Source organism: Bordetella parapertussis (assembly GCF_020735925.1).
In the GTDB taxonomy this organism is placed as follows: domain Bacteria; phylum Pseudomonadota; class Gammaproteobacteria; order Burkholderiales; family Burkholderiaceae_B; genus Bordetella; species Bordetella pertussis.
Genome location: NZ_CP085971.1, coordinates 498057 through 512859, shown reverse-complemented (window position 1 = coordinate 512859; position 14803 = coordinate 498057). Strand labels below are relative to the sequence as shown.

Genomic DNA, 14803 nt, shown 5'->3' with positions numbered 1-14803 from the left:
ACGTCATTCCATCAACCAGAGGGAAAGCAAAATGAGCAAAGCATTTGGACTCGAACTTTCGGAAACCGAACAGGAACGGGTGGCGCGCATCCGCAAGGAATTCGTCTACTGGAACCTGTGCGACTCCACCACGCGCGAGTGCGGCGACGAGACCTACCTGGAGCAGGTCAAGGCGTCCAACGTCACGGCCATCAACCATACGGTCTGCTACACCGTGGATTTCGCCGAAGGCGTGAAGAACGTCGCCCACTGGACGCGGCTCTACGATGCCCGCCCGGACGTGGGCTTCATCGCCAAGACATATGCCGACATCGAACGGACCCGCAAGGAGCGCCGCACCGCGATCTTCATGGGCTTCCAGGACGTCACCGCCCTGGAGGACGACATGGACCGGATGGAGGTTTTCTACAACCTGGGCATCCGCTTCGTGCAGCCCACCTACCAGGACCGCAACCTGTTCGGCGACGGCTGCGGCGAGCGCTTCCAGTCCGGGCTCAGCAAGCTGGGCATCAAGTTCGTCGAGAAGCTGGATGAGCTCGGCATCGTCATCGACACCTCCCACGTCGGCATCGGCACCACCATCGACTGCGCCAACATGTCGCAGCGGCCCATCATGGCCACGCATACGGCCGCCCGCGCCATCGTCGATACGCCGCGCAACAAGACCGACGACGAGATCAAGGCCATCGCGGCCAAGGGCGGCGTGATCGGCATCGCCGGGAAATCCGGTTTTCTCAAGAAGGACGGGCTGGAGACCGGCAGCACCATCAACGACATGATCGACCACGTCGTCTACATCGCCGGCCTCGTCGGCATCGATCACGTCGGCATCGGCACCGACGTCGGCGACTTGCGCAAGTACAGCCCCGACAGGATGGCCGAGTTCCACGCCCGCCATCCCGAGGTGGCCATCATCGGCCCCGGGCTGCGCACCGACCTGATGCATCCCAAGGACGTCGGCCCCGGCACGCTGCACTACGTCATCGCCTATCTCGTCAAGCGCGACTTCAAGGACGACGAGATCCGCAAGGTGCTGGGCGAGAACGCCAACCGGGTGGTCAAGGCGGTTTTCCGCGATTGAGGCGCCGCGCGGCGAGGAGGAACGGACATGGCAATCAGTGCAGCGGCGGACGCGGCGCCGCGGTTCTCCGGCCACGATGTCATCGTCGTGGGAGGCGGACTGGTAGGCTCCGCGCTGGCCTATGGGCTGCGCCGCCGCCTGGATCGCGTGGCCGTGCTGGACGAAGGCGACCTCGCCTACCGCGCCTCGCGCGGCAACTTCGGCCTGATATGGGTGCAGAGCAAGGGCATGGGCATGCCGCGCTACGGCGTGTGGACCATGGCCTCGCAGCGGGCATGGCCGGACCTGGCGGCGCGGCTGCTCGAGGAATCCGGCATCGACGTGCACCTGGAGCAGCAAGGCGGCCTGCACGTGCTGCTGTCGGACGAGGAGGTGCAGGCGCGCATCGACTTCATGACGCGGCTGCTGGCGCAACCCGGCATGAGCGACTACGCATGGAAGCTGCTCGATCGCCATGAGCTGGCCGACCTGGTGCCCGGCATCGGCCCCGAGGTGCGCGGCGCCAGCTGGACGCCGGTCGACGGCATCGCCAACCCCCTCAAGCTGCTGCGCGCCTTGCACACCACCTTCGAGCGCAACGGCGTGGACTACCTGCCGCGCTGCCCGGCGCAGTCCATCAGCCGGCATGCCGACGGCATGTTCGTCGTCGACACCCCGCGCGGCCGCTTGCAGGCGCCGCGCCTGGTGCTGGCATGCGGGCTGGGCAACCAGGCCATGGGCGCGCAGGTCGGCCTGGACATCCCGGTGCGGCCGCAGCGCGGCCAGATCATCGTGCTGGAACGCACCCATCGGGTGCTGCGCACGCCGATCAGCACGCTGCGGCAGATGGACGAGGGCAGCTGGCTGATCGGCGACTCGCAGGAAGAAGCGGGTTACGCCGACAACGAAGTCAGCCTGCCCATACTCGGCACGCTGGCCGACCGCGCCGTGCGCACCCTGCCGGCGCTGCGCGAGGTCAACGTGGTGCGCTCCTGGTCGGCGCTGCGCGTGATGTCTCCGGACGGCTTTCCCATCTACGCGCAGTCCGCGACCTGCCCCGGCGCCTTCGTGGCCACCTGCCACAGCGGCGTCACCCTGGCCGGCGCCCATGCGCTGCTGCTCGCCCCCATGATCGCCGACGGCGCGCTGGCCGGCGATATGGCTCCCTTCTCTGCACGGAGGTTTCATGTTCAAGAGGCTTGAAGCGGCGCCCGGGCTGCCGGCGCGGCCGGTCGTCCATATCGACGTCAACGGCGAGGCCGTGTCCTGCCGGGCCGGCGAAAGCGTGGCCGCCGCCCTGCTGGCGGCCGGGCACGACGCCTGCCGGGCGACCATGGTCGGCGGCGTGCCGCGCGGCCCCTACTGCATGATGGGCGTGTGCTACGACTGCCTGGTCACCATCGACGGGCAGGCCAATCGCCAGGCCTGCATGACGCCGGTGCGCGACGGCATGCGGGTGGAACGCCAGCAGCGCGCGCGGGAGGTCCTGCCATGACGCGCCGTTGCGAACTGCTGGTGGTGGGGGCCGGCCCGGCCGGCATGGCGGCGGCAACCCAGTCCGCCGCGCTGGGCGTGGATACGCTGCTGCTGGACGAACAGGCGACGCCGGGCGGGCAGATCTACCGCGCCATCACGACGACGGCGCTGACCCGGCCGGACATCCTCGGGCCCGACTATTGGCACGGCGCCAGCCTGCTCGAACCGCTGCGCGCCAGCGGGGCCGCCTACCTGTCCGGCGCGACGGTATGGGCGGTGTCGCGCGGCGCCGAGGCCGGCGACGGCGGCGCCTTCGAGGTGGCCTACTCCGTCGGCGGACAGGCCGACATCCTGCGCGCGCGCCACATCCTGCTGGCCACGGGCGCCCTGGAGCGGCCCTTCCCGATCCCGGGCTGGACCCTGCCCGGCGTCGTGACCGCCGGCGCGGCGCAGATCCTGCTCAAGACCGCCGCGATCGTGCCGGGCGAGCACGCGGTGCTGGCCGGCGGCGGACCGCTGCTGTACCTGCTGGCATGGCAATACCTCAACGCCGGCGTCAGGATCGAGCGCCTGCTCGAAACCACCGCGCCGGGCGGGCTGGCGCGGGCCTTGCCGCACGCGCTGGATTTCCTGCGTTCGCCCTACCTGGCCAAAGGCCTGAAGCTGATGCGCGCGGTGCGCGCCCACGTGCCCATCACGCGGGGCGTACGGGACTTGCGGGCGCAGGGACGCGAACGGCTGGAATCGCTGAGCTATCGCGCCGGCGGGCGCACGCACGACATGCCGGCGCGCCACCTGATGCTGCACCAGGGGGTCGTCCCCAACCTGAACCTGTCACGCGCACTGGGCGTGGACCACCAATGGAACCCGACCCAGGCCTGCTGGCAGCCGCGGGTGGACGACTGGGGCGCCACGTCGGTGGCGGGCATCGGCATTGCCGGAGATGGCGCCGACATCGGCGGCGCCATCGCGGCCGAGCACCGCGGCCGCCTGGCCGCCCTGCAGGCCGCCGTCGCGCTCGGCCGCATCGACGACGCCCGGCGCGACCGCGAGGCCCGGGCGCCGCGCCGGGCGCTGGCACGGGCGATGCGCGGGCGCGCCTTCTTCGACGTGCTGTACCGCCCCGCCGACGCCTACCGCCGTCCGGGCGACGACACCATCGTCTGCCGCTGCGAAGAAATCACCGCGGGCCAGATACGCGCGACCGTCCGGCTGGGCTGTTCCGGGCCGAACCAGATGAAGGCCTTCCTGCGCTGCGGCATGGGTCCCTGCCAGGGCCGGCTCTGCGGCCTGACCGTCAGCGAACTGATCGCCCACGAGCGCGGCGTGCCGCTGCCCGAAGTCGGCTATTACCGCCTGCGTTTTCCCACCAAGCCGGTCACGCTGGGCGAGCTGGCCTCGCTGCCCCAGACCGAGGCCTCGCGCCAGGCGGTGGTGCGCCTGAAGAAAACCGCCTGACGCGGCCGCGCGGCGCGCGTGCGCGGGAAAACAGGGCCGCAAGCCGCCCCCCCGTGGCGCCGCGCGCCACGGGAGCGTCATGTTTTCATCGTAAAATCCCGTGCTCCCCGCGCTGCTCCGGCGCAATGCCCTGCGTCAGGGATGAACGTCGATCTCACCACTCTTTACCTCCTCGCGACCGGCACGCTCATCGCCAGCGCCGGCATGATGCTTTGGGAGTACCGCGCCAATCCCGGGCGCGGCAGGGCGCTCGGCCTGTTCGCGGCCGGCTTCGCGACGCTGGCGCTCGGCTGCGTCGCGGCCCTGTACCGGCGCGACCTGCCCGGCGTATGGGGGTCGGCGCTCGCCAATCTCATCATGATCGGCGCCTATCTGCTCGTCCTGCAAGGCGTGGGCGCGCTCAGGGGATCGCGCCACGGCGCCTTCGGCGCGGCCGTGCTGGCCGTCATGGCCGCGGTCTGGGCCTTGAGCGACCCCGCCGAGATGGACGCCACCTGGTCCCATGTCAGCGCGGCGCCGATCGCCCTCATCAACGCCATGACCGCGCTGTCCATGTGGCGCAACCCGGCCATGCGGCCGTTTCCGGCGCGCCGCATGGTGATCGCCATGACCGGCCTGCATGCGCTCATCTACGCCGGGCGGGCCCTCGTCCTGCCCTGGCTGGTGCGCGAACACGGCCTGCCGGTGCAGGCCCTCGCCGGCAAGTTCACCATCTATGAAGGCGTGCTGTATTCCGTGATTCTTCCGATGGCCTTGCTGCGCCTGCTGCGCGAGGAAATCCACGGCGAGCTGCTGCGCGAATCGCAAACGGATTACCTGACCCGCCTGGGCAACCGCCGCTGGTTCTTCGAAGAGGGCGCGCGCCTGCTGAAGCACCGCCCCGCCGGTTCGTCCCCGCTGGCCGTGCTGGCCTTCGACCTGGACCAGTTCAAGGCCATCAACGACATGTACGGCCATCAGACCGGCGACGAAGTCCTGCAGGCCTTCGCGCGCGCCGCCCAGGACGTCATCGGACCGCGCGCCGTGCTGGCGCGCATCGGCGGCGAAGAGTTCGCGGCCTTGCTGCGCGGCGACGACGCCCTGAAGGCCCAGGCCCTGGGCGAAGCGGTCGCCGGCCGATTTACCCAGGCGGTCGCCGGGCGCCTCGCGCACATCAGCCTGCCGGTGACGGTCAGCATCGGCCTGGCGCGCATCGAACCCGGCGACGCGACGCTGGCCGCCAGCCTCATGGCCGCCGACCGCGCCATGTACCGCGCCAAATCGCTGGGCGGCAACCGCCTGGAAGTCGCGGCCGGCGCCGCCTAGGACGCGGCGCGCGGCTCGCCGCCGGCGGGGCCGAAGCGCTTCATGATCAGTTCCCGGACCCAGCTGGCGATGGGCGAGAGCGCCTGCTGGCGCGGCCAGACCATGTTCAGGTGCGTCCTGAATTCCGCATCGGCCACCGGCACCAGGGCGGCCAGCCCCTGCAAGCCCAGCTGCGCGAAACTCTGCGGCGCGAAAGCGATCCCCAGGCCCCGCCGCGCCATCAGCAGCATGGGCAGCGTCTCTCCGCCCCAATACACCACGTTGGGCGCGAAGCCCGCGTTCCTGCATGCCCGCAGCACCATATCGGAAATGCCGGTGCCCAGCGGCGAGCGGTGCAGCAGGAAGCGCTCGTCGCGCAGGTCGGCCAGCCGCACGCGCGCGCGGCCGGCCAGCGGATGGCCCGGCGGCAGGGCCACGAACAGGGGCTCCTCCATGATGACCTGGCTCTCCAGGTCCGGGGCCATGTGCTGGCTGCGGCAGATGGTCAGGTCCAGGCTGCGCTCGCGCAGCTGCTGCAGCATGTAGCCGATTTCGCCTTCGTGCACGTGAAGGACAATCTCCAGGCCCTCGGCGGCCAGGTCTTCCATGACGCGCGGCACGATGAACAGGCTGGCCGCGGTGGAACAGCCTATGTGCACCAGCCCGCGCGCGCCCTGCTCGACTTCGCGCAGCTCGCGGCGGATGGTCTGCAGATTGGCCAGCATCGCCTTGGCGCGCAGGTAGAACAGCTCGCCGGCCGCCGTGGGCACCAGCCGGCGCCCGCCGCGATCGAACAGGCCGACCCGCAGCTCGTCTTCCAGCTTGCGCAGCAGGATGCTCAGCGGCGGCTGCGTCATGTGCAGGCGCACGGCCGCGGCCGACACGCTGCCTTCCTCATAGACCGCGACAAAGCATTTGAGACGGTGCTCGTCCATATACAAACTATATAGAAATAGATTTTATATATATTAGACATTAATCAACGGGGTTTCTAGACTCCTACGCATAGAACTAGCGAGCAGCAATTCCGCTGCCACAGGAGACATGGAAATGCGTCGTATCCGCCGCCGGGTCGTGGGCCTGGCAATCGCGTCCTGCCTTGCCCCCCTGCTGGGCCTGGGCCCGGCCCTGGCGCAAGCCGACTGGCCGGCCCGCACGATGAAGGTCGTGGTTCCCTATCCGGCCGGCGGCACCGCCGACGCCATGGGCCGCATGGTGGCCGGCAAACTGGCCAAGGCCTTTCCCCAGGCCAGCGTGATCGTGGAGAACATCTCGGGCGGCGCCACCGTGCCCGGCGCCATGGCGGTCCTGCGCGACCCGGCCGATGGCCATACCCTGTTCATGGCCAGCGACAACACGCTCAACATCAATCACTGGCTGCTCAAGGACGCGCGCTACGACGGCGACCGGGATTTCACGCCGGTGACGGTGCTCAACACCTATCCGCACTGGCTGATCGTCAATCCGCAGGGGCCGTACGACAGCTTCGACGCGCTGGTGCAGGCGATACGCGCCAATCCCGGCAAGATATCCATCAGCGTCAATACCATCGGCGGCGCCGCCTACCTGGCCCTGGACAACTGGCGCCGGCGCAACGGCCTGGAATTCGAGATCGTTCCGTACCGCGGCTCGCCGCCGGCGGTGGCCGACCTGATCGGCGGCCACACCGACACCCATGTGGACGTGGTGGGTTCCTCGATCGCCCATGCCCGCGGCGCGCGCGTGTTGCCGGTGGCCATCCTGCAGGACACGCCGCTCGCGGAGTTTCCCAAGGCGGTTGCGCAGGACGGCAAGGACCCCAAGGCCCTGGCGGTGCAATCCAACCTGTCGGTGGTGGTGCGCGCCGGCACCCCGCCCGCCCTGCTCGAGCGGCTGTATGCCGCCCTGCAGACCGGCGTCAAGGACAAGGATTTCGCCGGCATGCTGGACATGCTGAGCCTCGATGCCGTCATGCTGCCGCCTGCCCAGGCCAGGACCTTCCTGGCGCAGGAAACCCGACGCTACGGCGCGCTGGTCGAACAATCCGGCCTGGAAAAGCAATAAGGAAGTCCGTCCATGAAGTTTGTCATTGCGCTGATTCGCCACGAAACCAATACCTTCTCTCCCGTCGGCACCGAGCTGAGCGATTTCCGGCGCGGCACCAGCGGTGACGGCCCGGCCCACGGCGAGGCCGCGCGCCTTGCCTGCGAAGGCACCAACAACGCCGCGGCCGCGTATCTGGACATGGCGCGCGAGATGGGCGCCGAAGTCGATTTCTCGGTCTACGCCAGCGCGGTGCCCAGCGGCCTGGTCAGTCGCGCGGCCTTCGAGGCGCTGTGCGACGCCGTGCTCGACAGCGCCCGGCAAGGGTGCGACGCCATCCTGCTGGACCTGCACGGCGCCATGGTGGTCGACGGCTACCCCGATGCGGAAGGCGAACTGCTGCGCCGCCTGCGCGCCTGCACCCCGGCGGGCCTGCCGATCGGCGTGGCGCTGGACTTCCACGCCAACTTCAGCAGCGAGCTCATCCGCCACGCCACCGCCATCGCCGGCTACTGCACTTATCCGCACGTGGACGTGTACGAGACCGGCGCGCGCGTGGGCCGCACCATCCGCGCGCTGCTGGAAGGCCGCAGCCAGCCCGTCGTGCTGTGGCGGCGCCTGCCGATGCTCACGCACATGCTGCGCCAGACGCCCGCCCTGCAACCGATGAAGGACATCATGGCGCGGGCCATGCAGGCCGAGCGCGATGGCGAGGTCTGCAACGCCTCGGTCTTCGGCGGCTTTCCGCTGGCCAACATCGCCTGCGCCGGCCTGTCCGTGGTCATCGTCGCCGAGCGCGCCCGCCTCGAGGCGGCGCAGCGCCTGCTCGACGAATTGTGCGGGCTGGCCTGGTCGCGCCGGGCCGACTTCGTCTTTCCATCCGAACCCGTGGCGGACTCCATCTCCCATGCCAGGACGCTGGAGCAGGGGCCGGTCATCCTGGTCGACCACGGCGACAACTGCGGCGCCGGCGGCACCACCGACGTGATGGATGTGCTGGAGGAGGTCTTGCGCCAGGGACTGCAGGACGTGGTGGCGGGCCCCTTCTGCGACCCGGCCGCGGTGGCGGCCCTGTTCGAGCAAGGCGTGGACGCCGAGGTCACGCTGGATGTCGGCGGCAAGACGGACATGCCGGCGCTGGGCCTGGCCGGCCGGCCGCTGCGCCTGACCGGCGTGGTCGAACGCCTGACCGACGGCGAATACACCGTGACCGGCCCGATGTTCACGGGCGTGCGCCTGAGCCTGGGCCGCACCGCGGTGCTGCGCGTGGGCACCGTGCGCGTCTTCATCTCCGAGCGTCCGCAAGAGCCTTACGACACGGGCGTCTTCACCCATGCCGGCGTGGACCCCGCGCAGTCCCGCTACGTGCTGCTCAAGTCGCGCCAGCACTTTCGCGCCGGCTTCGAGCCGTTCGCCCGGCACATCGTCCTGGTCGGCGGCCCGGGCGTGTGCAGCTCGGACTACGGGATCTTCCCGTTCAGGCACCTGAGCCGCCCCATCTATCCGCTGGACGCCGACGCCACGCTGGAACACGCGCAAAGCTGGATCGCCGGCGATGCCTGACCCCCTGCCCCGGCCATGATCGATCTGCTCTTTCCCGCTTGCGCGGTACTGCTCGGCTACGTGGTGCTGGGAATCACCGGCTTCGGCTCGGCGCTGGTCGTCGTGCCGCTGCTGGCCTGGCGCTGGCCGCTGCCCGAGGTGGTGGCGCTGACCCTGCTGCTGGACGTGATGGCCTCCCTGCTGCTGGGCGGCCTGAACCTGCGGCAGGTCGACTTCGCCGAACTGCGGCGCCTGCTGCCGGGCATGGTGGCCGGCGCGCTGGCCGGCCTGTGGCTGTCGCGCTCGCTGGATGCCAGCTGGCCCCTGCTGGTGCTGGGGCTGTACGTGGCGGCGGTGGGCGCCCAGGCGCTGCGGCCGGGGCCGGCGCGGCCGCGCCCGCCAGCCGCCGCGCCCTGGGCCCTGGCCGCCGGCGGCGCCATCGGCGTGGTCGAAATGCTGTTCGGCACCGCCGGCCCGCTGGTGGTCGCCTGGCTGAGCCGGCGCCTGCCCGACGTGCACGCGCTGCGCGCCAGCACGCCCGTGGTCATCACCGTCAGCGCCTGCTCGGTGCTGCTGGCGATGGGCTGGGCGGGCCGCCTGTCGCAGCCCGAGCTGTGGACGCGCTGGCTGGCGCTGGTCGGCGTGGCGGCCGGCGGCGTGCTGCTGGGCCATCGCTGGGCCCGCCATGTATCGCCGGCGGCCTTGCGCAAACTCATTTGCGGCCTGCTGGTGGTCAGCGGGCTGACCCTGGTCGTCCATACCCTGCAGCAGGGCTAGCCGCCAGCAAACCCTTAGCCGCGCAACGCAGGCGATGACGCAATAGCCCCCCACAAGAAAACTCGATTAGCGAGGAGACCATGTTCAAACTGAACCTATCCAGATGCGCGCCGATGGCGCTGGCGATCGTGCTTGCCGGCGGCGCCATGACGGCACGCGCGCAGGACCATGCCCCGGTCAGGATCGTGATCGGATTCTCGGCCGGCGGCGCGCTGGACAACATGTCGCGCGCCATCGCCGAACAACTGAAAGCCGAGCTGGGACAATCGGTGATCGTCGAGAACAAGCCTGGCGCCGGCACCCAGATCGCCCTGCAGACGGTCAAGCGCTCGCCGCCGGACGGCAACACCATCCTGATCTCCCCGGCGCCCCCCTTCGTGCTGTTTCCCCTGACCTACGACAGGCTGCAGTACGACGCGGACAAGGACCTGGTCCCGGTGGCGCATCTGGCCGACACGCCGCTGGTGGCGTCGACCTCGAGCAACAGCCCCTATTCCACCATGCACGAATACCTGGCGTGGGTCCGGAAGAACCCCGACAGCGTCGGCGTGGGCATGGTCTCGCTGGGCGGCGCGCTGCATTTCGGCCTGCTGAAACTGAACCAGCACAGCGGCCTGAACCTGATGCCCATCGCCTACAAGGGCGCGCCGGCCATGCTCACCGATGAAATCGGCGGCGTGCTGCCCATCGGCATGGACACCGTGGCGGCCACCAGCGAACTGGCCCGGGCGGGCAAGATCAAGTACCTGGGCGTGACCGGCACCGAGCGTTCCGCCCTGCTGCCCGACGTGCCCACGCTGGGCGAAAGCGGCGCGCCGGGGTTCGAGCAGTCCTCCGGCTGGTACGCCGCGTTCGTGTCCGCCGGCACGCCCAAGGCGGTGACCGACAAGCTGGAACGCGCCCTGATCAAGATCGTCAAGGACCCGGCGTTCTCGGCCCGCGTCGCCCAGGTGGGGCTGGTCTCGACCGGCAAGCCCGGCGCCGAGCTGGCCGCCATGATCCAGGCGCAGCGCCAGGCATGGCAGCCCGTGGTCAAGGCATCGGGCTTCAAGGCCCTGCAGTAGGCGTGCGCCCGACGGCTGGCCGGCGCCCCCGCGCCGGCGGCCTGGCCGGCATGAGCGCCGGCTCCCGCGCGCCCGCATCGGCCTTGCGCAGCGGGCCGCGCGACACCCATGCCCCGGTATTGCGCTGGACGATCTCGCCCACCAGCCCCACGAACGACGCCGGCGCGGCCGGCGACACCAGCACGCCCGACAGCAGCGTGCCCAGGTCGACCAGAAGGTTCACGCCATGGCCGCGCCGTTGCGCCTCGCCGCCCTCGCCCGCCGCGCTCAGCACCACGGCCAGCGCGCCGGGCCCGGCCTGGAACGCGGCAGCCGCGTCCCCGGATGCCGAAGCGGCGCGGCCCGCCGCTTCCATCCGCACCGCCATGTCGGCTTGCGTGAACAGGGAAGCGGCCAGGGAGTCGACCGTGGAAACCAGGCATATCCAGGGCTCGCCGCGCTTGCGCGGCGCCGCGCGCACGCAGCCGGCGCCGTCGAGGAAACGCCATGACAGGTCGACCACGCCCGCGCCGCGCCGCCGCGCCGCGGGCGCGAAAGGCAGCCGGCTGAACGTCATGATCTCCATCAGTTCGTAGAAACTGACGCGCCGGAAGATGCCCAGACCGCGGTCCAGGTCGGGGCTGACGTCGACATCTTGCATGATGCAAAACCATTTCGTGAATGGCGCCGCCATTGCCGCGCCGATGGGCAGATCGTAGTCAAAAGACGCGCAGGCGGTATTACCCGCTCATTACCGTTTGGCAATGATCGGACCCGCGCGGCATGATGCCGTTGCCCGTCGCGGCCGCGAACATGGCCGGCGAGCAAGACATCATCGACGCGCGGCCGGCAGCAACGACGCCATGGCGGCGAGCAGCGGCTGGATCAGGCTGTCGTGCCCGTCGTCGCGCCACACGCCCAGCAGCTGCGACTCGACTCCCGCCTTGGCCAACGGCCGGAACCGTATGCCGTCGATAGCGACGCGGCTGACCGAACGGGGCACGATGGCGACGCCGAATCCGGCCGCCACCAGCGCGACGACCGTGGCGTTGGCCCGCACCTCGTAGCGGATGTGGGGCGTGAAACCCGCGTCCATGCACAGGACGATGATCTGGTCGTGGTACTCCGGCGAGAAGTGCCGGGGAAACAGCACGAACGACTCATCCTTGAGCGCCTGCAGCCGGATGCGCTGCCGGGCGGCCAGGGGATGGCTGTCCGGCAGCGCGCAGACGAAAGGCTCGCGATGCAGCAGCCGGGCCAGGATGCCGTCCGGGATGCTGCGCGGGTGCATGATGCCGAAGTCGATCTGCTCACGCTGCAGCGCGTGGATCTGCTCGAAACTGTTGAGCTCGTGCACCGACAGCATCAGGCCCGGACGGTCCTGCTCGAATTGCCGCAGCACCCTGGCCATCGGCGACAGCAGCGACGCGCCGACGAAACCGACGCGCAGGCTGCCGACCTCGCCGCGCGCCGCGCGCTGGCCCAGCGCCCGCGCCTGGTCGGCCAGCGCGAGGATCCGGCATGCTTCCTGATAGAAAACCTTGCCGGCGGCCGTGAGTTCCACCGCGCGCGTACTGCGCCGCAACAGCGCATATCCCAGCGACTCTTCCAGCCTCGCGATGTTGAAGCTGAGCGGCGGCTGGGAAATCGAAAGCCGCCGCGCGGCCCGCCCGAAGTGCAGCGCTTCCGCCACGGCCACGAAGTAGCGCAGTTGTCTCAATTCCATTGCGAAACCGCCCTCGCCAATTGATATACAAATTAGATTAATTTCTCGAAAAAATGTATTGGACGATATAGATTGAGTCAAGAAGAATGGCTGCTGCCTGCCCGGACACCAGATCCGCACATTCAAACAGGAGACAAGCCATGGGCCTCGATACCACCAAGCTGGCCGCAGTTCTTGCAACATCGCTTTCCCTCTGCGCCGCGTCCGCCGCCGCCAGCCCGACAAGCGCCGACTACCCGCGCCAGACCGTCCGCCTGATCGTGCCGTATGCCGCGGGCGGCATGACCGACTTGGTGGCGCGCATCGTCGGCCAGAAACTGGGCGAGGGCCTGGGCCAGGCGGTGGTGGTGGAGAACAAGCCCGGCGCCTCCACGATCACCGGCGCGGACTTCGTGGCCGGCGCCAGGCCGGACGGCTACACGCTGCTGGTGGCCACCAACACCACGCTCACCATCAACCCTTGGCTCTACAAGAACCTGCGCTATGACGCGCAGAAGAGCTTCACCCCGATCGCCTTGGTGGCCAAGGCGCCCAGCGTGATCGTGGTCAACCCCAAGGTGCCCGCGAACAATATCGGCGAACTGGTCGAGCTGGCCTCGGCCAGGCCGGGCAGCCTCAGTTACGCCTCGTACGGCAATGGCTCCAGCGCCCACCTGGCCGGCGAGATGCTGCGCAGCCGCGCCGGCATCGCCGTGCTGCACGTGCCGTACCGCGGCAGCGCGCCCGCCAAGACCGCCACGATGTCCGGCGAGGTTTCCATGACGTTCGAACCCGCGTTCACGGCGGCGCCGTTGATCAAGAGCGGCCAGCTCAAGCCCATCGCGCTGATGGGCGACAAGCGCTCCCCGGCCCTGCCCGACGTACCCACCGTGGCCGAGGTGGGCTACCCCGGCATGGACATGCAGGCCTGGGTGGGCTTCGTCGCGCCGGCAAACATGCCCGACGGCATTGTGGCGAGGCTGGCGGCCGAAATCAGGAAGGTCATGGCGGACCCGGAGGTACAGGCCAAGCTGATCGGCAGCGGCGCCGAGCCAGTGGGCTATTACCAGCAGGATTTCACCGCGTACATGCGCGACGAAAGCGCCCGCTACAAGACCGTCATCGAACAGGCCGGCATCAGGGCCGAGTGAGCGTCCGGCCGGAGCGGACGGCGCGGAATGCGAGATACAGCGAACACCATGCCAAACAAACCACTGCAGAAATATCGCGTACTGGACCTGACCAGGGTGCTGGCCGGCCCCTGGTGCACCCAGAACCTGGCCGACCTGGGCGCCGAGGTCATCAAGGTGGAGCGCCCCGGCGTCGGCGACGAAACGCGCGGCTGGGGACCTCCCTGGATCCCGGCCGGAGCGGCCAGCAAGCGCCGCGACTCCGCCTACTTCGGCTCGGCCAACCGCGGCAAGAAATCGATCACCATCGACTTCACCACCGCGCAGGGGCAAGCCCTGGTCCGGCAGCTGGCGGCCGACTGCGACGTCCTGGTGGAGAACTACAAGACCGGCACCCTGGCGCGCTATGGCCTGGGGTACGAGGACCTGAAGGCCGTCAACCCCGGCCTGGTGTATTGCTCGGTCACGGGCTTCGGCCACACCGACCCATACCGCCACAAGCCCGGGTACGACTTCGTGTTCCAGGCCATGAGCGGACTGATGAGCATCACCGGCGAACGCGATGATCTGCCCGGCGGCGGGCCGCAGAAGGTGGGCATCGCCGTCGCGGACATCACCACCGGCATGTATTCGACCGTGGCCGTGCTCGCCGCGCTGCTCGAGCGCGAAAGCCACGGCCGGGGCCAGCACCTGGACATGGCGCTGCTGGACTGCGCCATGGCGTTCAACAGCAACCAGGCGGTCAATTACATGGCCTCGGGCAGCATGCCCCGCCGTTACGGGAACGCCCATTCGAACGCCGTGCCGTACCAGGTATTCGACACCCGCGACGGCCAGATCGTGGTGGCCGTCGGCAACGATGCCTTGTTCGCGGCGTACTGCCGCGCCGCGCAACGCCCCGACCTGTGCGCCGATGCGCGCTTCGTAACCGTGTCCGGGCGCCTGCAGAACCGCGACGAGCTGCTCTCGCAGCTGGCCGTCGTCATGGCAGGCAAGACCAGCGCGCAATGGCTCGCCGTGCTGGACGCCGCGGGCGTTCCCTGCGCCCCGATCAACGACTTCGAGCAGGCGCTGGCGGACCCGCAGGTCAAGGCGCGCAACATCGAGACCCACATCGCGCTGGAAGACGGCGCGGTCTTTCGCACCATCGCCAGCCCCTTGCGGTTCTCCGAGACCCCGCTCGACCACCTGGCCGGCCCGCCCATGCTGGGCCAGCACACGGCCGATGTGCTGCGCGAGCGCCTGGGCCTGGATGAAGCGCAACAGGCCGGCCTGCGCCAGGCCGGCGTGATCTGAGCCTCGCCCC

14 protein-coding genes are annotated in these 14803 nt (G+C 69.6%); 11 read left to right on the top strand and 3 right to left on the bottom strand.

Annotation, left to right across the window (positions count from 1 at the left end):
- The first annotated feature begins 31 nt into the window (after positions 1 to 31).
- The 5 genes from LK409_RS02370 (at position 32) to LK409_RS02350 (ending at position 5299) form a co-directional block, all read left to right on the top strand.
- The gene (locus LK409_RS02370; RefSeq protein ID WP_010927739.1) at positions 32 to 1081 is read left to right on the top strand and encodes a dipeptidase; all 1050 of its coding nucleotides are present in this window, start codon (positions 32 to 34) and stop codon (positions 1079 to 1081) included.
- Between the two features lie 27 nt (positions 1082 to 1108).
- A complete protein-coding gene (locus tag LK409_RS02365; RefSeq protein WP_010927738.1) occupies positions 1109 to 2263 on the top strand; it encodes an NAD(P)/FAD-dependent oxidoreductase in 1155 nt (384 codons plus the stop codon).
- Complete coding sequence (locus tag LK409_RS02360; protein ID WP_010927737.1) at positions 2247 to 2555, top strand: (2Fe-2S)-binding protein; 309 nt, start codon at positions 2247 to 2249, stop codon at positions 2553 to 2555. Before LK409_RS02365 ends, LK409_RS02360 begins: the two co-directional genes overlap by 17 nt.
- Positions 2552 to 3994, top strand: coding sequence for an FAD/NAD(P)-dependent oxidoreductase (locus tag LK409_RS02355; protein ID WP_010927736.1), 1443 nt, complete (start codon positions 2552 to 2554; stop codon positions 3992 to 3994). Before LK409_RS02360 ends, LK409_RS02355 begins: the two co-directional genes overlap by 4 nt.
- A 141-nt stretch (positions 3995 to 4135) precedes the next feature.
- Positions 4136 to 5299, top strand: a complete 1164-nt coding sequence (locus tag LK409_RS02350; protein WP_010927735.1) for a GGDEF domain-containing protein — start codon at positions 4136 to 4138, stop codon at positions 5297 to 5299.
- Here LK409_RS02350 and LK409_RS02345 read toward each other — a convergent pair.
- Entirely contained in the window at positions 5296 to 6213 is a 918-nt protein-coding gene (locus tag LK409_RS02345) for a LysR family transcriptional regulator (protein WP_010927734.1), read from the bottom strand. The two genes, LK409_RS02350 and LK409_RS02345, sit on opposite strands and share 4 nt — an antisense overlap.
- A gap of 109 nt (positions 6214 to 6322) precedes the next feature.
- Between LK409_RS02345 and LK409_RS02340 the strand changes: the two genes are divergently transcribed.
- From LK409_RS02340 to LK409_RS02325, 4 genes are all read left to right on the top strand, one after another.
- Entirely contained in the window at positions 6323 to 7321 is a 999-nt protein-coding gene (locus LK409_RS02340) for a Bug family tripartite tricarboxylate transporter substrate binding protein (RefSeq protein WP_010927733.1), read from the top strand.
- 12 nt (positions 7322 to 7333) lie between these two features.
- Positions 7334 to 8863 (top strand): M81 family metallopeptidase, encoded by a 1530-nt coding sequence (locus LK409_RS02335; protein WP_010927732.1) that lies wholly within the window; start codon positions 7334 to 7336, stop codon positions 8861 to 8863.
- Positions 8864 to 8878: 15 nt separating this feature from the next.
- Positions 8879 to 9619, top strand: a complete 741-nt coding sequence (locus tag LK409_RS02330) for a sulfite exporter TauE/SafE family protein (protein ID WP_010927731.1) — start codon at positions 8879 to 8881, stop codon at positions 9617 to 9619.
- Between the two features lie 80 nt (positions 9620 to 9699).
- Complete coding sequence (locus LK409_RS02325) at positions 9700 to 10683, top strand: tripartite tricarboxylate transporter substrate-binding protein (protein ID WP_003808659.1); 984 nt, start codon at positions 9700 to 9702, stop codon at positions 10681 to 10683.
- On the opposite strand, the gene LK409_RS02320 is transcribed toward LK409_RS02325, so the two are convergent.
- Together LK409_RS02320 and LK409_RS02315 are read right to left on the bottom strand one after the other, a co-directional pair.
- Positions 10667 to 11323, bottom strand: coding sequence for a hypothetical protein (locus LK409_RS02320; protein WP_226376504.1), 657 nt, complete (start codon positions 11321 to 11323; stop codon positions 10667 to 10669). The genes LK409_RS02325 and LK409_RS02320 overlap by 17 nt on opposite strands.
- A gap of 171 nt (positions 11324 to 11494) precedes the next feature.
- A complete protein-coding gene (locus LK409_RS02315) occupies positions 11495 to 12388 on the bottom strand; it encodes a LysR substrate-binding domain-containing protein (protein ID WP_010927729.1) in 894 nt (297 codons plus the stop codon).
- Between the two features lie 140 nt (positions 12389 to 12528).
- Here LK409_RS02315 and LK409_RS02310 point away from each other — a divergent pair, with 140 nt between their 5' ends.
- Together LK409_RS02310 and LK409_RS02305 are read left to right on the top strand one after the other, a co-directional pair.
- Positions 12529 to 13518, top strand: a complete 990-nt coding sequence (locus tag LK409_RS02310) for a Bug family tripartite tricarboxylate transporter substrate binding protein (RefSeq protein WP_010927728.1) — start codon at positions 12529 to 12531, stop codon at positions 13516 to 13518.
- 48 nt (positions 13519 to 13566) lie between these two features.
- Positions 13567 to 14793, top strand: a complete 1227-nt coding sequence (locus tag LK409_RS02305; RefSeq protein WP_010927727.1) for a CaiB/BaiF CoA transferase family protein — start codon at positions 13567 to 13569, stop codon at positions 14791 to 14793.
- Positions 14794 to 14803 lie beyond the last annotated feature (10 nt).